Source organism: Candidatus Propionivibrio aalborgensis (assembly GCF_900089945.1).
In the GTDB taxonomy this organism is placed as follows: Bacteria; Pseudomonadota; Gammaproteobacteria; order Burkholderiales; family Rhodocyclaceae; genus Propionivibrio; species Propionivibrio aalborgensis.
The window spans coordinates 1-16467 of the sequence record NZ_FLQY01000076.1 but is presented as its reverse complement, the minus strand read 5'-3'; the positions used below and the strand labels follow the sequence as shown (position 1 = coordinate 16467).

17 protein-coding genes and 1 pseudogene are annotated in these 16467 nt (G+C 58.1%); 16 read left to right on the top strand and 2 right to left on the bottom strand.

Annotation, left to right across the window (positions count from 1 at the left end):
• Positions 1 to 111: 111 nt before the first annotated feature.
• Positions 112 to 1335, top strand: a complete 1224-nt coding sequence (locus PROAA_RS04960; protein WP_186410281.1) for a patatin-like phospholipase family protein — start codon at positions 112 to 114, stop codon at positions 1333 to 1335.
• Between the two features lie 71 nt (positions 1336 to 1406).
• On the opposite strand, the gene PROAA_RS04955 is transcribed toward PROAA_RS04960, so the two are convergent.
• Both PROAA_RS04955 and PROAA_RS04950 read right to left on the bottom strand, forming a co-directional pair.
• The gene (locus tag PROAA_RS04955) at positions 1407 to 2294 is read right to left on the bottom strand and encodes an HDOD domain-containing protein (RefSeq protein ID WP_186410280.1); all 888 of its coding nucleotides are present in this window, start codon (positions 2292 to 2294) and stop codon (positions 1407 to 1409) included.
• A 450-nt stretch (positions 2295 to 2744) separates the two neighbouring features.
• Positions 2745 to 3566 (bottom strand): annotated as a pseudogene (locus PROAA_RS04950) (NYN domain-containing protein); the annotation flags it as partial.
• Positions 3567 to 3776: 210 nt separating this feature from the next.
• Between PROAA_RS04950 and phnF the strand changes: the two are divergent.
• From phnF to ovoA, 15 genes are all read left to right on the top strand, one after another.
• Positions 3777 to 4517: a phosphonate metabolism transcriptional regulator PhnF gene (gene phnF, locus PROAA_RS04945; protein WP_186410278.1), complete on the top strand. Its 741-nt coding sequence runs from the start codon at positions 3777 to 3779 to the stop codon at positions 4515 to 4517.
• A gap of 22 nt (positions 4518 to 4539) precedes the next feature.
• Entirely contained in the window at positions 4540 to 5412 is an 873-nt protein-coding gene (gene phnD, locus PROAA_RS04940) for a phosphonate ABC transporter substrate-binding protein (RefSeq protein WP_186410277.1), read from the top strand.
• A gap of 57 nt (positions 5413 to 5469) precedes the next feature.
• Positions 5470 to 6249, top strand: coding sequence for a phosphonate ABC transporter ATP-binding protein (gene phnC, locus PROAA_RS04935; protein WP_186410276.1), 780 nt, complete (start codon positions 5470 to 5472; stop codon positions 6247 to 6249).
• Positions 6212 to 7027, top strand: coding sequence for a phosphonate ABC transporter, permease protein PhnE (phnE, locus tag PROAA_RS04930; RefSeq protein ID WP_186410275.1), 816 nt, complete (start codon positions 6212 to 6214; stop codon positions 7025 to 7027). The genes phnC and phnE (PROAA_RS04930) overlap by 38 nt, the downstream gene beginning before the upstream one ends.
• Positions 7024 to 7833, top strand: a complete 810-nt coding sequence (gene phnE, locus PROAA_RS04925; RefSeq protein ID WP_186410274.1) for a phosphonate ABC transporter, permease protein PhnE — start codon at positions 7024 to 7026, stop codon at positions 7831 to 7833. The genes phnE (PROAA_RS04930) and phnE (PROAA_RS04925) overlap by 4 nt, the downstream gene beginning before the upstream one ends.
• A complete protein-coding gene (gene phnG / locus PROAA_RS04920) occupies positions 7833 to 8303 on the top strand; it encodes a phosphonate C-P lyase system protein PhnG (RefSeq protein ID WP_186410273.1) in 471 nt (156 codons plus the stop codon). The genes phnE (PROAA_RS04925) and phnG overlap by 1 nt, the downstream gene beginning before the upstream one ends.
• A complete protein-coding gene (phnH, locus tag PROAA_RS04915; protein ID WP_186410272.1) occupies positions 8290 to 8853 on the top strand; it encodes a phosphonate C-P lyase system protein PhnH in 564 nt (187 codons plus the stop codon). Before phnG ends, phnH begins: the two co-directional genes overlap by 14 nt.
• Before the next feature lies 1 nt (position 8854).
• A complete protein-coding gene (locus tag PROAA_RS04910; protein WP_186410271.1) occupies positions 8855 to 9967 on the top strand; it encodes a carbon-phosphorus lyase complex subunit PhnI in 1113 nt (370 codons plus the stop codon).
• Positions 9964 to 10863: an alpha-D-ribose 1-methylphosphonate 5-phosphate C-P-lyase PhnJ gene (locus PROAA_RS04905; RefSeq protein ID WP_186410270.1), complete on the top strand. Its 900-nt coding sequence runs from the start codon at positions 9964 to 9966 to the stop codon at positions 10861 to 10863. Before PROAA_RS04910 ends, PROAA_RS04905 begins: the two co-directional genes overlap by 4 nt.
• Positions 10860 to 11690 (top strand): ATP-binding cassette domain-containing protein, encoded by an 831-nt coding sequence (locus tag PROAA_RS04900; protein ID WP_186410269.1) that lies wholly within the window; start codon positions 10860 to 10862, stop codon positions 11688 to 11690. The genes PROAA_RS04905 and PROAA_RS04900 overlap by 4 nt, the downstream gene beginning before the upstream one ends.
• 10 nt (positions 11691 to 11700) lie before the next feature.
• Entirely contained in the window at positions 11701 to 12423 is a 723-nt protein-coding gene (gene phnL / locus PROAA_RS04895; protein ID WP_186410268.1) for a phosphonate C-P lyase system protein PhnL, read from the top strand.
• Positions 12420 to 13574, top strand: coding sequence for an alpha-D-ribose 1-methylphosphonate 5-triphosphate diphosphatase (locus tag PROAA_RS04890; protein WP_186410267.1), 1155 nt, complete (start codon positions 12420 to 12422; stop codon positions 13572 to 13574). Before phnL ends, PROAA_RS04890 begins: the two co-directional genes overlap by 4 nt.
• Positions 13567 to 14139 (top strand): phosphonate metabolism protein/1,5-bisphosphokinase (PRPP-forming) PhnN, encoded by a 573-nt coding sequence (gene phnN / locus PROAA_RS04885; RefSeq protein WP_186410266.1) that lies wholly within the window; start codon positions 13567 to 13569, stop codon positions 14137 to 14139. Before PROAA_RS04890 ends, phnN begins: the two co-directional genes overlap by 8 nt.
• Positions 14070 to 14921, top strand: coding sequence for a phosphonate metabolism protein PhnP (gene phnP, locus PROAA_RS04880; protein WP_222102108.1), 852 nt, complete (start codon positions 14070 to 14072; stop codon positions 14919 to 14921). The genes phnN and phnP overlap by 70 nt, the downstream gene beginning before the upstream one ends.
• A 340-nt stretch (positions 14922 to 15261) precedes the next feature.
• Positions 15262 to 16467 (top strand): 5-histidylcysteine sulfoxide synthase (gene ovoA, locus PROAA_RS04875; protein WP_186410265.1); only part of this gene is annotated, 1206 nt, incomplete at its 3' end.

Below are 16467 nucleotides of genomic sequence, written 5' to 3'. Positions count from 1 at the left end.
GCGATTTGCGTACTGCTTTCGAGGCAGTCCATAATACCCACCTCGAACAGGACTGCAGGGAACGCCCCGAGGGGAGACGGTTCCTCGAATACTTACTCAGGAAGCAGACAAATGATCGTACGAGCCACCTTCCTTAGCCTGATTGCCAGCGTATTGCTGTTTGTCCAGGGCTGTGCGACGCCGCCACGCTTGCCGGCAGTGCCATCCGAGTTGACGGCGAGAGCCGAAATTCCTGGCATGCCAAGTGTTCGCTTTGCATTGGGGGGCGACATGACTGAGCTCACCCAGATTGCGCACGCGTCGCTGCAACGGGAAAGGGATTACCTTGCAAAACAGGGGCACAAAGGTCCGTTTCCCCCAGCCTTCTTTTTGGCGATTTCTGGCGGTGGTGATAACGGCGCCTTCACCGCCGGGCTAATCAATGCATGGACGGCTACAGGGACACGCCCGGAATTCAAAGTGGTCACCGGTATCAGTACGGGCGCCCTGATCGCGCCTTTCGCGTTTCTCGGGCCGAAGTATGACACAACGCTGAAAGAGGTCTATACCACCATTTCTCCGAAAGACATTCTTGAGCCGCGCAGTTTCATTGGCGGCGTGATGAGCGATGGAATGGCCGACAATGCACCGCTGTTGAAGCTGACGCGAAAATCGGTGACCGAGGATTTTCTCAAGGAAGTAGCCGCAGAGTATGCGAAAGGACGTTTCCTCTTGATCGCCACCGCCGACCTCGATGCGCGTCGTCCGATCATTTGGGACATGGGAAAAATCGCGACCTACGGTGGCCCCAAGGCCTTGGACCTGTTCGTGCGCGTCATGATCGCATCGGCCTCGGTTCCCGGTGGTTTTCCTCCGATGATGCTTGATGTGGAAGTCGATGGAAAGGCCTATCAGGAAATGCACGTGGATGGCGGCATCATGGCTCAGGTTTTCGCTTACCCGGCCGCACTCCGCATCAACGAATCGGCCGCTGCCGTCGGCGTTACCCGTGAGCGCAAACTTTATGTCATACGCAATGCGCGACTGGATCCGGACTGGGCGCAAGTTGAGCGCAGTACCATGAGCATTGCCGGTCGCTCGGTTGCCTCGCTGATTCACAGCCAAGGAATCGGGGACCTTTACCGCATCTATGCCACCGCCCAGCGAGACGGAGTGGACTTCAACCTTGGATTCATCCCATCGAGCTTCAAGGCAGAGCACAAGGAAGAATTCGACACCGATTACATGCGAGCGCTGTACAAGACCGGTTACGAGATGACCCTAAAGGGCTTTCCGTGGCTTAAGGTTCCCCCGGGATTTTCTCCACCAACAGCAGTGCCAGCGGCAATCAGGTGAGTGAACGTTGCGTACGAATTTCATGCGCATCTTCTGATGCCGGCGTCACAGCACGCGGAAAGCCACCAGATTCAGGAGAATACGGCCAGCATTTCCCGCGTGTCGGCCTCGATTTCCGGCAGCAGTGCGCTGAAGTTCTGGCGGACCTGCCCGACTTGACCGGCATCCGGGTCGAAATCCTGGTGCGACCATTCGAAATGGGCGCCGGCAATCAGGTTGCCGACATAGACGATATCCGCCAGGGTCCGTACCGTTATCGGTGCGAGCCGTGGCTGGTCGTGGTCAATGGTGGCGTTGACGATTTCCTTGGGCATACCGAGGGTGTCGAGCAAGGTGACTCCAATGCCTTCGTGCCACTGAACGATGAGGTATTTGATGCTATCCGGACGAACGCGCAATTCCGGATACTGGACCGCGCGGTAGAGCATGTAGAAGGCACCGAGGTCATGCACCAGGCCGGCCAGTAGCGCTTCGTCCGGATTGATCCGGGTGAAATTCTGGGCGAGGACACGGGCAGCCGCGGCCGTTCGGATGGAATGGTCCCAGAGGGCGCGGGTCAGGTCGCTGAAGATTGCCATATCCTTGGAGCGCAGGAGCTGGTTCATAGCGATCGCCAAGGCAGTGGTACGCACCAGATCAACGCCCAGCCGGCTGATCGCGGCGCTCAAATCCTTGGCCGGCGAACCGTCCGGGCTATACAGGGCCGAACCCGCGAGCTGCATCAGCTTGGCGGCGATCAGGGGTTCGATACTGACAATTTTGGCAATGCGCGCCGTAGGCAAATCCGGATTCTGAAGATCCTTGCGCAGACGCAAAGCGGCGTCGAAGTAGGTGGGGAAGACCACTTCGCCTGCCAGTTCCCGGGCGATATCCTCAAGCATCCGGAAGCGTTCGGCGTTGAGGGCTTCGCCACGTTTGTCTTCTGCCAGTCCCGGGCTCTGTTCTTCGCGCATATTCATGACTCTCTGACGACTCTTCCTTGTTCCAGATTGACCGCTGGCAGTGCCCTCAATGGGGGCAAACCGGTCGACCAGTCTCGCGCCTGGTCACCTTCTGTCGAAGGCGCAATCTTAACATTTTCGTCCATCGCAAAAAGCCTTCGCTCATCTACCAGCCGCACTATTCAGCCCGAACCTGTCGCTTGGAACTCAGGCTGTTGGCTCGCCATCGTCGGGCGTGGCTTTCGGCTTGCGTGGCCGGCGGCTGCGAGAGGCCGGTTTTTTTGCGGGAATCTCTTCCTCGGCCTGGGCGATTGCAGGCTCAGCCGGGACAGGTATTTCCTGAACGGCAGGCTCCGACGCGACGTCCGACGCTGGTTTTCTACTGCCGCCTCGCCCTCGGCGCTTTGGCGCGGGGGCGGCGCTGGACTCCTCTACAGCCGCCACGACCGGTTCGCTACGCGGTGCCGGTGCGCTACTGCGCGACACGAACGCTCCGGATTTTTCGTCGCGTCCCAATTCGAGCAGCCCGCGTGACTGTGCTTCTTCGAGTAGATTGCCGAAAGCACGGAAGCCGTAGTAACTCTCGTTGAAATCGGGTTTGCGGCGCTTGATCGCCTCCTTGAGCATCGAAGCCCAGATCTTGCCGCCATCACCACGTTCTGAAACCAGTGCATCGAACGTCGCCACGGCCAGCTCGACTGCCTCACTCTTGCGCGCTTCGATTTCCTGCTTACGTTTCTCGTTTTCTTCAGGCGTGCGTTTGGATGCAAGCTGCACTGCCTTCGGGTCGCGGCGCGCGGCCGAACGCTGGATTTCACGCACCAGATCGTCGTAGAAGATGAATTCGTCACAGTTGGCAATCAGCAGGTCGGAAGTCGATTGCTTGACGCCAACGCCGATCACGTACTTGGCGTTCTCGCGCAGCTTGGAAACGAGCGGCGAGAAATCCGAGTCGCCGCTGATGATAACGAAGCAGTTGACGTGCGACTTCGTGTAACACAAGTCGAGCGCATCGACCACCATACGGATATCAGCGGAATTCTTGCCCGACTGCCGGACATGCGGGATTTCGATCAGTTCGAAATTGGCCTCGTGCATCGTCGCCTTGAAGCCCTTGTAGCGATCCCAGTCGCAGTAGGCTTTCTTGAGCACGATGCTGCCCTTGAGCAGCAAGCGTTCGAGCACCGGTTTGATGTCGAACCTCTCATAATTGGCGTCGCGCACGCCGAGCGCAACGTTCTCGAAGTCACAATAAACCGCCATGCTGACGGTATCGGGGGATGCAGCCATGTAGATCTCCAGTAGTCCAAGGACGGAAGTATAAGGCCCGCCGATGCGTAATGCTCGTTGGTCACGCAGCTTCGGTCGCCAGCAGGTAGATAGGTGGCCGTGATACTGCACGCCATGTCAAGGGACATCTTTTGACTATTGAGCGGGCGGTCATCATTTTGTCACCTTGAATGAGTACATTTCCCCAATACCTTGTGTGGGGATGTCTAGATGAGTCTGGTGGCGTTGCAGAGAAACGGTGGCGAAGCAATCTACAGCCAGATCGCAAAATTGCTCAAGGAAGAGATTGCGTCGTTTCTGACGCCGGGGGAGTGCATCCCTTCCGAGAATGACCTGGCCGATCGTTTCGGAGTCAATCGACATACGATTCGACGCGCAGTCGAGGATTTGATCGCAGTAGGTCTGCTTGAACGCCGCCGCGGCCGCGGCACCTTCGTTCTGGACGGCCCGTCCAACTACTCCCTGGGCAGCGATACCCGCTTTACCGAAACATTCGAATCCCTGGGGAAAACGGCCAGCAGTCGGGTCCTGCGAAAGCTGGTGATCACTGCCCGTGGTGGCGTTAGCGCACGATTGAAATTGTCCGAAAATGACCAGGTGATCTGGATCGAGTCCTTGCGCCTGGCGGATGATCGGCCAATCTGCGTGATTTCCCATTTCCTGCCGCGACAGCCTTTCCCCGATTTGCTCGGGGAGTATCACGGCGGCTCACTGCATGAACATCTGGTTAGCCGATATGGAAGGAAATTGCGGCGAATCGAAAGTCTGATCAGCGCAGCGCTCCCGCAAGGAGACGATGCTTCGCTGCTGGGTATGCCCCAGAACCAGCCCGTTTTGCGGGTCAAAAGCGTCAACGTAGGCGAGCGGGACGGAACCCCGCTCGAATATGCCCTGACCCGGTTTCGCGCCGACCGGATACAACTGCGCATCAACCCTTGGCCAATCCATTGATCAACCTTACGGGAGCACCTAAATGTATTTGAAACGTACCCTTTCAGCAAGTGCGCTGCTTCTGGCGCTCACTCTGACCGCCGCGTCGGCTCAAGCACGTGACATCGTCATGGGCCTCATCCCAGCGGAAAACAACGAAGAGATGATTCAGAAATTCGAACCGATGCGGCTCCATCTGGAAAAGAAACTGGGCGAAAAGGTAAAGGTATTCACCGCCACCGACTACGCAGGCGTCATCGAAGCGATGAAGAAGAAACGCGTCGATATCGCCTGGTTCGGGCCGCTGTCGTACTACTTGGCCGAGCAGGAAGCCGGCGCTGTGGCCTTTGCCGTTGGAATTCGCGAGGGCAGCAATTCGCACACCTACAAGAGCATCATCATTGCGCCTTGTGACGAAGGCATCAAGTCGATTATGGAATTGAAAGGCAAGAGCGCTGCGTTCGTCGACCCGGCATCGACCTCGGGGGGGCTGATGCCAACCTACATGGTCAAGAAGGAAACCGGAATGATGCCGCAGCAATTCTTCGGCAAGTTCGCCTACGCCGGTTCACATGATGCCGCTGAACTTGCGGTCAAGAACAAGACCGTCGATGCCGCAGCTGACAACGACATCACCTACGGGCGAATGCTCGACAAGGGACTCATTACGAAACAGACCAATTGCATTGTCACCGAATCCGCCCCGCTACCGGGCTCGCCCCTGGTCTATCGCGGCGATCTGCCGAGTGAGTTGAAGGCCAAGATCCGCGACGCCATTCTGAATGCGCACAACGAAATCAAGGTCACCGGCTATGGCAACCTGAGTCATTACGTGGCAGTCGGCCCGCAGGACTACCAGATGATTCGCGACATGGTGAAAGAGCTGGGCTTGCAAAAGAAGGATTTGCTCAAGTAGATATTGCCGCAACGGCAGGCGGGCACCCGTCTGCCGTCTCATATGCAGAGGAAATCTATGTCCACAATATCAATTCGATCGGTGTCAAAGCGTTTTCCGAACGGCTTCGAAGCCCTGAAGGGCATCGACACCGAGATCGCATCGGGTAGTTTCACCATTATTCTGGGTCCCAGTGGCGCGGGCAAGTCCACCCTGCTTCGTCTCATGAACGGACTGGAGAACCCGACGACTGGCGAGGTGCGTATCGGCGACGAGACTGTCTGCCGGGAAAAGTTTCGCAGCATCCGATCCAGAGTTGCGATGGTCTTCCAGCAGTTCAATCTTGTGGATCGACTCACGGTCGTTACCAATGTCCTGACAGGACGGTTGGCGCAGCGCTCCTGGGTGGGCAGCGTCTTCTACCTTTTCCGCAAGGAAGACATGGACATCGCACAGGACGTGCTGAGCCGTGTTGACCTGACCGACAAAGCCTGGAGTCGCGCCGACAAACTGTCGGGCGGCCAGCAACAACGCGTCGGCATTGCGCGCGCGCTCGCGCAACAACCCAAGGTCATCCTGGCCGACGAACCGGTTGCCAGCCTCGACCCGGTATCGAGCGAGGAAATCATGATGCTGCTTCGCGAAATATGCGACCAGGATGGCATTACCGTTGTCGTCAACCTGCATCAGGTGGAACTGGCGAAGCGCTTTGCCGATCGCATCATCGGCATGAACAGCGGACGAATCGTCTTCGATGGCAGCCCGCAACAAATGTCGCCCGACGCGCTGCACGCTATCTACAAACGGGACGGTATCGAGAATGACACAAGCCTCAACCTTGCGCTGGCCTACGCCTAACGGCCTGTTGCCGCTACCGCTCGTAGGCGGCATGCTCGTTTTGGCGTGCAGCCTCTGGTTGACGGCTCCGATCGTCGAAGTCGACCTCGTCCATCTGATCGGCTCGATCGGGAAGATGTTCGCTTTCGCCGGACAGATGCTGGTCATGCCCGACTGGGAGTATGTTCCGCAATTGCTGGAGAAGATGCTGGAAACCATCGAGATGACAGTGCTTGGCACCGCCATAGCCGTCGTGATCAGCCTGCCGCTGGGCATTCTTGCCGCTCGCAATGCGACGCCGAACGTCGTCGTCTATCGATTGACGCGCGATCTCCTGAGCTTGATGCGCGCCTTGCCGGAACTGGTCTGGGCACTGGTTTTCGTCTCGGCTGTCGGCCTCGGGCCGCTACCGGGTGTAATGGCACTGGCTTTTGTCACCGTCGGATTCATGGGCAAGTTCTTTGCCGAGTCCATCGAAGTGGTCGATGTCAAGGCCGTGGAGGGAGTGCGCGCCCATGGTGCCGGCTGGATGCAGGTTCGACTTTTCTCCATGGTGCCCGAAGCCCTGCCCGACTTTGTCGGAACCGTAATGTATATCCTCGACCACAATCTGCGTGCTGCCGCCATCCTGGGTCTGGTTGGTGCGGGAGGTATCGGCTATGACCTGGTGATGTCCATGCGGCTGTTCCAGTACGACCGTTTGGTGCTCATCGCGCTTTCCATCTATCTGGTGGTCACCGCACTCGACCGCGCGTCCGACAGCTTTCGCAGCCGGATCATTCACGGGCGCCAGAATTGAACACCAACGATCTGAAACTCGTTCGTCCACCAGCGAGCCCGCTGCCGCCCAAGCCGCGTAATCCTGCGCCGGTCTGGGTGGCAGCCGTCGTGGCAATCCTGTGGCTGATCGTTCTCGACCTGGATATCTCATTCGAAGAGTTGGCTTACGGTGTTGATGACATCGCAGAGTATTTCAGCCGCTATCGGCAGCCTGACTTCACCCACCTGTCGAGGTATCTTTCCCTGATGGGAATCACTTTGGCAACCGCACTTTGGGGGACGGTGCTCGCCATGCTTGTCGCAGTCTTCCTCGCTCCATTCGCTGCCCGCAACTTTTCCCCGCATCCAGCGGCCTACCGCATCGTCCGCGAGACGCTCAATTTCATGCGCGCCATGCCGGATTTGCTGCTGGCCCTGATCTTTGTAGCCGCACTCGGGTTGGGGCCCTTGCCCGGAGCATTGGCGCTTGGCGTGCATACGGCAGGTTTCCTCGGCAAGTTTTTCGCCGAAAGCCTGGAACGCGTGGACCAGGGCATCTACGAAGGCGTGGCGTCAACGGGTGCCAATTTCCCGCAAATGGTGATGTATGCAGGCTGGCCTTCGATTATGCGTGAAGCATTGGGCTACCTTCTCTACATTCTGGACCGCAACGTGCGCATGGCTTCCGTTCTCGGGCTGGTCGGCGCCGGCGGGATCGGGCTGGCCCTTCACGATACGCTGCGCCTTTTCGACTATGGCCAGTCGGCGGCGCTCATTCTGGTCATTCTGGCCACCATTTTGTTGATCGACTACGCATCGGCGTGGTTACGCAGGAGACTGGGGTGATGAACCTTGAACGAACAGACTGGGTCAGGGCGCTGACTGCTCATCCGGCTCCGCTTTTGAACGCGCTGGCAACAAAACTGACAGCCGAATGCGAAGTCAAACTGACCAGCCTGCCGCAAGCCGGTCTCGGGTTGCTGACATTGACCGATGGCGCCTTTCACGAACCGTACTATCTGGGTGAATTTCCGCTTTCCGCATGTCGCCTCGAAATCGGCCTTGCTGACGGACGCCGCGCCGACGGTGGTGCCCAGGTGCTGGCCGACGATGCCGGTCTGGCGCGTTCGCTGGCCATTCTGGACGCCATTCTTGCTGCACGTTTTCCTGGCTGGGACACCGTATCCGAGCATGTCGCGTCCGGCGCCCGGCTACGCAGCGACGAAGACCATCGCCGAAGCGCCATCCTGGCAGCGACGCGGGTCGATTTTGCCTTGTTGAACAACGCCAATGAAGATGACGATGAAACCCTATAGCATTTGGCAAGGAAGCGTCCAGCAAAGCATCTTTCGCGAGTTGGTCGAAGCCTATTCGCGACCTGGCCAAGTTCGCGATTTGACCGACTGGATCAATGGTGAGAATGCCCGGCGCGTTGTGCTGGCCACCCTGATGGACGGAGAATCAACGCTGGCCGACCCACATGGAATGATTCCCGACGAGGATTGGCCATTGCTCCAGGCACGGCGAGATACTGCAGAGAGCGCACGTTACGTCGTGGTCGACGGCAGTCGGGATGCGACCCTTAACCCGTGCCTCGGCCGTCTGGAAAGTCCGGAGTTCGGTGCCACCCTGCTGATTGCAGTCGAGGAAATCGGAACCGGCTCCCTGTCAATAGCACTTGCCGGACCCGGTATCGAGGAGCGCCTTGAGCTGTGCCTGTCAGGCCTCCATCCCGACTGGCTGGCTCGCCGGGAGGACTGGGTCGGTGCCTTTCCCCTGGGCGTGGACATTCTGTTTTGCGATGCTCAACGCATCGTCGCGCTGCCGCGTACGACGCACGCGGCAATCACGGCTGGGGTTGTCTGAGATGAGTTATGTTGCCATCAAGGGCGGCGGCCACGCGATTGCGGGTGCGGCGGCCGTCAGCGAATATCTGCGTACCGAACAGGGCTTGGACAACAGTAACGCCGAGCCGCTGTCGATTGACACTCTGCTGCATCAGCTTCGCCATCTGGTCGATCGTGTCGTATCCGAAGGTGGTGTGTATCATCCGCAGTTCGCTGCCTTGGCCATCAAGCAAAGCCTGGGCGACACATTGGAAGCCGCTTTCGCGCTGCGCGCCTGGCGTTCGACGCGACCCCGCCTGTCAGCGACGCCTCACCTTGATACCTCACGCATGCGACTGATTCGCCGTATCTCGTCCGCCTTCAAGGAGATACCTGGCGGACAGATGCTCGGGCCGACCCCGGACTATGCCTTGAGACTGCTCAGGCTGGAGCTGATGGACGAGTCTCCAGCAGCCTTCCGGTCGGTTGCCCGCGATTGGCTGGACGGTTGTCCGGAAGCAACGTTGCCGGACAGCTTCCCCAAGGTGCTTGACGCCTTGCGCGCCGAGGGGCTGTTACCGCCTGTCGGCACTGACCGAAACCAGTTCGCCTTCGATATCACACGCGAGCCTCTTGTTTTTCCTGTACCCCGTTCCGCTGCCCTGGCGACCATGGCGCGGGCGGAAACCGGGTCGCTATTGGCCATGGCCTATTCCAACATGCGGGGTTATGGCGATGTACACCCTACGATCGCTGAGCTTCGTGTTGGCTACCTGCCGGTTGAACTGCCGCATCCGGTCACCGGCGAATTGACCGAGGCCGGTGAAGTACTGGTCACCGAATGCGAGGTTGTGGCGATGTACGACGCAGCTGCAAACGGTGGAAAACCGACTTTTACCATCGGTTACGGCGCCTGTTTCGGTCATAACGAGGTCAAGGCCATTTCGATGGCTGTTCTGGACCGTGCCCTGCAAAAGGGCATGAAGGATGGTGCGGCCAACCCTTCGGAAGACCCTGAATTTGTCCTTCTGCATATTGACGGCGTCGATTCCATGGGCTTCGCATCGCATTACAAAATGCCGCACTACGTCACTTTTCAGTCCGACCTGGATCGTCTGCGCACGACGCAGCAAAAGGCAGGAGAACCCGCATGATTGTCACGGACAACAACTCAACTGCCAACGCCTACAACTTCGGCTTTCTGGACGAATATGCCAAGAAGGAAATTCGTCGCGCCATTCTCAAGGCGATCGCCATTCCAGGCTATCAAGTTCCCTATGCTTCGCGTGAAATGCCCATGGGGCGCGGTTTTGGCACCGGTGGGCTGCAACTTACCCTGTCGCTGATCGGCCCGGACGAGGTGGTCAAGGTTATCGATCAGGGATCAGACGATTCAGTCAACGCAGTCAACCTGCGCCAGTTCATCGAGATGACCTGCCCCGGCATTTCGACGACCACGAAAACGGACGAGAGCTCGCTGATCCAGTCTCGCCATCGTATCCCGGAACGGCCACTCACGTCGCAGCAGATCATCGTTCTGCAAGTTCCTTATCCCGACCCGCTGGTAGTGGTCGAGCCATCCGAGGACAAACGCAAGACGATGCACGGCGAGGCTGACTATTCGCGACTCCTGGTCAAGCTCTACGAGGACATCGTCGCCTTCGACGAAATCACTATTTCGCACCGCTACCCGACACGCATCAATGGTCATTACGTCATCGACCCTTCGCCGATACCACGATGGGACGTGCCGAAACTCAACGATTCGGCGGCCTTGATTCTGTTCGGCGCCGGTCGCGAAAAGAAGATCTACGCTGTTCCACCGCACACCCGGGCCGAACCGCTAGTGTTCTCCGACGTCCCTTTCCGTGTCGAGGATTTTTACGATGCAGCCGGTCGCCGCCGCGCCTGCACACGCTGCGGGTGCGCCGATTCCTTTCTCGATGAGTTCGTCAACGAATCGGGCAGCAAATCCTACCAGTGCTCGGACAGCGATTGGTGCGACGAGCAACTGCTGCGAGTAGATGAAGTCGAGGGAGAAGTGGCATGAACAAGATTCTCGAAGTCCGCAACTTGAGCAAAATCTACGGGCCCGGTTGTCCGTTATGCTTCGAATCCACGGGCCCGGAAGCGGATACGAATCTCTGCCCCAATTGCGCCAGCGTGATCGCAATTCATGACGTGTCTTTCGACCTGTTCGAAGGCGAGATTCTCGGCGTCATGGGCGAGTCGGGCAGTGGAAAATCCACGGTAGTCAAGAGCCTCTATTTCGACCAGGCACCATCCAGCGGTGAAGCGATCTTCTACGACCGTGACAAGCAGCACGACCTCTTCTCGCTCAATGCCGCACAGCAACGCTGGCTTCGCAACCACCGCTTCGGCATGGTCTATCAGAATCCGAATCTGGGCCTGAACTTCAATATCAGCGCCGGCGGCAATATCGCTGAACGGCTGCTGATGAGCGATTTGACGGACTATGGCGCCATTCGGGCACGGGCCAAGGCGTTATTGGCACGGACCGAGGTTCTGCTGTCGCGGGTGGATGATTTGCCGAAGAATTTTTCCGGCGGCATGCAGCAGCGCGTGCAGATCGCCAAGGCGCTGGCTACCCAGCCACCACTGTTGTTTCTGGACGAAGTGACTTCAGGACTGGATCTTTCGGTGCAGGCCCGCATTCTCGATCTGATCCTGGAGATCCAGCAGGAACTGAAGACGGCAATGGTCGTCGTAACACACGACCTTGGCGTCATACGCCTGCTTACCGGACGCGCTATCGTCATGAAATACGGTCGCGTCATCGAAGCAGGGCTGACCGATCAAATCCTCGAAGACCCCCAGCACGCCTATACCCAGCGGCTGGTGGCTTCTGCCTTGTGAGGCTGGCGAAATGAATCCGCTCATTCTTCAGGTCGATGGTTTTGGAAAGCATTTTCAATTGCACGAGCAGGGCAAACTGATACCGTCTTCGTACGATGTCAGCTTTTCAGTGCGCTCTGGCCAACTGACGGCCCTGATCGGACCCACCGGTGCCGGGAAATCCTCAGTGTTGAAAGGTATCTACCGTAGCTATCTGCCGAGCGCCGGCCGCATTCTCTATCGCAATGCGATGGGTCATGAGCTTGATCTGGCGCTGGCCAGCGAGCATCAGATACTGGAACTCCGACGGCGCGAGATCGCATTTGTCACGCAGTTCCTGCATTGCCTGCCTCGCCAGTCAACGCTCGATGTTGTGGCGCAACCACTGTTCAGTCTTGGCGTTTCGCGCGACGAATCAAGGCGACGCGCAGCCGAGTTGCTTTTTGCCATGAATCTTCCAGAACGCCTGTGGAGCGTTTCGCCGGCGACCTTTTCCGGCGGCGAGCGGCAACGGGTAAATCTTGCGCGTGGCTTTATCGCCAAACCGCGTCTGTTGCTTCTTGACGAGCCAACAGCCAGCCTCGACCCGAAAACAGCAGAATGCGTGATAAGCCTGATTGACGGTTTGAAGTTCGAAGGCACTGCCATGCTCGCCATTTTTCACAACCCCGAAACCACACGCCGTCTGGCCGACCAGGTCGTTGAACTCGCCATGCCGCCAGCTGTCGAGGATCTCCTCAAGGAGATCGCATGACCCGGCTTTATCTGACAGGAGCACGCTTGGTGTTGCGTGATGCCGTGCTCGACGACGCTTCGGTGCTGATCGAAGACGGCATCATCACCGCGATTAACCCCGAGTCCGGCAACGGTGCGGAAAATGTCGACCTGCGCGGCAAGACGCTGATCCCCGGCATGATCGACCTGCATTGCGACGCGCTGGAGAAGGAAGTCGAACCGCGACCGAATGTCTATTTCCCGCTCGACTTTGCCTGTGCCCAGGCCGACAAGCGCAATGCTGCCGCCGGCGTGACTACCGTCTACCATGCCCTGTCCTTCGCCAACGATGAACTCGGCATGCGCAACAATGGATTTGCCGCATCGGTTGCCCGGGCGGTGCATGCATGGAATCCGCATGGCCTGGTCGATAACCGGGTGCACTGCCGCTACGAAGTGACTGATCCTACGGCCCCAACCGTTTTGCTGGAGCTGATGGCGGCAAACGAGATGCATCTGCTGTCGGTCATGGATCATTCTCCCGGTCAGGGCCAGTTCAAGGACATCGCCGCCTTCCGCGACTACCTTTCGCGCACCTACAAGAAGTCAGAAGCTGAGCTCGATACGCTGGTCGATAACAAGCTGGCGCAGGCTGACGGGGCGATGGCGCGAATCCGCTTGCTGATTGAAGCCGCCAGGAACAAGGGAATCCCCGTTGCGAGTCATGACGACGATACACCGGACAAGGTCGAAACCCTGCACACGCTGGGCGTCGGCATCTCCGAATTCCCGATCAATCTGGAATCGGCACGCGCAGCTCGCGATCGTGGCATGAGTACGGTATTCGGTGCGCCCAACATCCTGCGTGGCAAGAGCCAGTCGGGCGCCGTACGAGCGCTGGATGCGGTGCAGGCCGGCCTCGCCGAGTGCCTGTGCGCCGACTATCATCCGGCCGCATTGATCGTCGCCGTATTCCGATTGCCGGAACTGGCGGGAATCGGGTTAGACGATGCGGTGCGACTGGTCAGCTACAATCCAGCCCAGGCTGCCGGACTGATCGATCGTGGAGAGATCTCTGCCGGCAAGCGAGCCGATCTCGTGGCTGTCGCACATGTCAACGGGCTGGTTCAGGCGAGTGTCGTTTTCTCGGCCGGCAAACGGGTATTCGAGGCGCGTTTCGATCATGGCTGAGGGAACGCTTTTCTACGTCGTTGGCGCTTCGGGTAGCGGCAAGGACACCCTGATGCGATATGGTCGTCAGCGTCTGGCGGGAGATCCCGATGTTATCTTCGCGCATCGCTACATTACGCGGCCGGTTGAATTGCTCGGAGAGAATCACGTCGCCCTGACCGAGGGCGAGTTCGATGCCCGTCAGGCCGCCGGCTTTTTTGCCATGAACTGGAGCAGCCACGGTTTGCGCTACGGCATTGGCCGGGAGATCAACTTGTGGCTGGCCAAGGGATGCAACGTTGTGATGAATGGATCGCGCGCGTATCTGATTGAAGCACGACGCAGTTATCCGGCATTGATTGCAGTCCTGGTTACCGTCTCACCCGAAATTCTGGCCGCAAGACTGAAAGCGCGGGCTCGTGAGACCGACGCACAGATGGTCGGAAGATTGTTGCGCGCGCCTCAGTTCATGCCTCCCGTCGGCAATGTGGAAATCATCCAGAACGATGGTGATCTATGCCAGGCAGGGGAGAATTTCGTGCAGGTGATTTCTGCGTCTACGGCGTCTTCGAGAGCGATCGCCTGATCATGCGCGTGACGTTTCTCGGCACAGGTGCAGCGGGAGGCATACCGGTCTACGGGTGTAACTGTTTCGTCTGTACGCGGGCACGGGCGGTTCTGGACTTTCGCCGCAGCCCTTGCTCCGGGATGGTGGAAACAGGCAACACCCGGTTATTGATCGACGCCGGTTTGACCGATCTCACCGAACGGTTTCCTCCGGGAAATCTGTCGGCGATTGTATTGACTCATTTCCATCCCGATCATGTCCAGGGTCTGTTCAATTTACGGTGGGGAATCGGCGATCGAATACCGGTTTTCGCACCGCCGGATTCTGAAGGGTGTGCTGACCTTTACAAGAATCACGGCCTCCTCGAATTTCACCAGCTTGCCAAGTTCAACGCAGTCGCAATCGGCGACCTGATACTGACACCATTGCCCCTGATTCATTCCAAGCCGACCTTTGGCTATGCGATTGAAGATTCCTATGGTCAACGTTTTGCCTATCTGTCCGACACAGCCGGACTGCCAGTGGAAACGGAGCAGTTCTTGATGGATTGGCGTCCTCAATCAGTCGCCCTGGACTGCACTCATCCGCCACAGACAGAGTACCCGAGCAACCACAACGATGTGGCGCTGGCCCTCGATATTGCAGAAACTCTGACGCCCGCCGACGTCTGGTTGACCCACATCGGTCACGAGATGGATGGGTGGCTACTGAAGAACGTCGGCGAACTGCCACCGCGCGTCCATGTTGCCAGTGATTCACGCGTTTTGCCGGATGTTGACGTGAGCAATGCAGCGCTCTGATTGCTGAAATCGCTGAAGCTCTCGTGGGGACACTCGCAATTCCGCAATTCTACCGAAATGGTTCCGGTCGAATCCTCTTGGCGAGGCGATAAGACCCCACGGCATTGCTGGCTGCGCCACACTTATGTTCCTCAGACACGACAGAGAGAACGGCGAAAGCCGTCCGCGCATACCATGAATAGGACAGGCAACGAACGCGCACTGGATGCTGATACATGGAAGAAACCGGCTGGATCATACGGGACAGTCTACGGCTCAGTAGCCGCCAAGCGTTAGAATGTGCTGATTGATGAACTTCGATCAACTCTTTTGCCACCGCCTGTTGAAAACCCGAATCCGCATGCCAAACCCAGTTTTTCCACGAACGCCCACTTTGTCAGGGACGGATGCCGAGAAAAAGCGAGTCGAGATTCTCGGATATTTTCACGCGACGTTTGATCGCTACGAACAATTGTTCGAGGTGTTGAACTGTGCTGAGGCTTATTACGAAAAGCCCATTGCACTGCGTCATCCGCTGATTTTCTACCTCGGGCATACCGCGACTTTCTTCGTCAACAAGCTGCTCCTGGCCGGCCTGATCGAGCAGCGCATCAATCCGAAATTCGAGTCGATGTTCGCCGTCGGGGTCGATGAAATGAGTTGGGATGACCTCAACGATGCGCGTTACGAATGGCCCAGAGTAAGCGAGGTCAAAGCCTATCGCGATTCGGTGCGTGCCATGGTTGACCAACTGATTCGAACCGCGCCGTTATCGTTGCCGATCGGCTGGGATCATCCTTGGTGGATCATCCTGATGGGAATCGAGCACGAGCGTATTCATCTGGAAACATCTTCCGTATTGATTCGTCAGCACCGCTTGAAGCACCTTGCGCCCCATCCCGCCTGGCAGCCCTGCCGAGCCACGTCTGCGGCGCCGCAAAACGATCTGGTTGATATCCCGGCGACCCAATTGCGCGTCGACAGAAAGGCCACTGGCAATGGCAATCCGGCAGCCGTTAACTACTACGGATGGGACAACGAGTTCGGATGCCACGAGACTTCTGCCACATCATTTCAGGCGAGCCGCTATCTGGTTTCCAATCAGGAATTTCTGGAGTTCGTCGAAGCCGGTGGTTACACGGACGAATCGCTGTGGCTGGAGGAGGGTGCGGGCTGGCTCAGGTTCACACGCGCCGAGCATCCCACCTTCTGGATCCGGGATGGCCGCCAATGGCGCTTGCGCCTGATGCTCGAAGAAGTGCCGATGCCTTGGGACTGGCCCGTGGAAACCAACTACCACGAAGCCAAGGCCTTCTGTAACTGGAAAGCACATGCCAGCAGCCCGGTACGCCTGCCGACCGAGGACGAATGGCAGGCATTGCGTGAATTCGCCGGTATCGACTACCTGGCCGGTGGCGCAGAAGAACCCAGTACCGGAAGCATCGTCCCGGCAAACCTCCAGCTCGATCATTACGCGTCCTCGTGTCCGGTCACAGAGTTTGCACACGGCCCGCTGTTCGATGTCATTGGCAATGTCTGGCAGTGGACCGAGACCCCGATCTATCCC

What these genes read in the sequence shown, in the direction of transcription:
- phnL (WP_186410268.1), top strand. Translation starts at nt 11,701, where the DNA reads ATGAATCCGCTCATTCTTCAGGTCGATGGTTTTGGAAAGCATTTTCAA.
- phnH (WP_186410272.1), top strand. Translation starts at nt 8,290, where the DNA reads ATGAAACCCTATAGCATTTGGCAAGGAAGCGTCCAGCAAAGCATCTTT.
- phnE (WP_186410275.1), top strand. Translation starts at nt 6,212, where the DNA reads ATGACACAAGCCTCAACCTTGCGCTGGCCTACGCCTAACGGCCTGTTG.
- PROAA_RS04905 (WP_186410270.1), top strand. Translation starts at nt 9,964, where the DNA reads ATGATTGTCACGGACAACAACTCAACTGCCAACGCCTACAACTTCGGC.
- phnP (WP_222102108.1), top strand. Translation starts at nt 14,070, where the DNA reads ATGCCAGGCAGGGGAGAATTTCGTGCAGGTGATTTCTGCGTCTACGGC.
- phnG (WP_186410273.1), top strand. Translation starts at nt 7,833, where the DNA reads ATGAACCTTGAACGAACAGACTGGGTCAGGGCGCTGACTGCTCATCCG.
- phnF (WP_186410278.1), top strand. Translation starts at nt 3,777, where the DNA reads ATGAGTCTGGTGGCGTTGCAGAGAAACGGTGGCGAAGCAATCTACAGC.
- phnD (WP_186410277.1), top strand. Translation starts at nt 4,540, where the DNA reads ATGTATTTGAAACGTACCCTTTCAGCAAGTGCGCTGCTTCTGGCGCTC.
- PROAA_RS04900 (WP_186410269.1), top strand. Translation starts at nt 10,860, where the DNA reads ATGAACAAGATTCTCGAAGTCCGCAACTTGAGCAAAATCTACGGGCCC.
- PROAA_RS04960 (WP_186410281.1), top strand. Translation starts at nt 112, where the DNA reads ATGATCGTACGAGCCACCTTCCTTAGCCTGATTGCCAGCGTATTGCTG.
- PROAA_RS04890 (WP_186410267.1), top strand. Translation starts at nt 12,420, where the DNA reads ATGACCCGGCTTTATCTGACAGGAGCACGCTTGGTGTTGCGTGATGCC.
- phnN (WP_186410266.1), top strand. Translation starts at nt 13,567, where the DNA reads ATGGCTGAGGGAACGCTTTTCTACGTCGTTGGCGCTTCGGGTAGCGGC.
- phnC (WP_186410276.1), top strand. Translation starts at nt 5,470, where the DNA reads ATGTCCACAATATCAATTCGATCGGTGTCAAAGCGTTTTCCGAACGGC.
- PROAA_RS04910 (WP_186410271.1), top strand. Translation starts at nt 8,855, where the DNA reads ATGAGTTATGTTGCCATCAAGGGCGGCGGCCACGCGATTGCGGGTGCG.
- PROAA_RS04955 (WP_186410280.1), bottom strand. Translation starts at nt 2,294, where the DNA reads ATGAATATGCGCGAAGAACAGAGCCCGGGACTGGCAGAAGACAAACGT.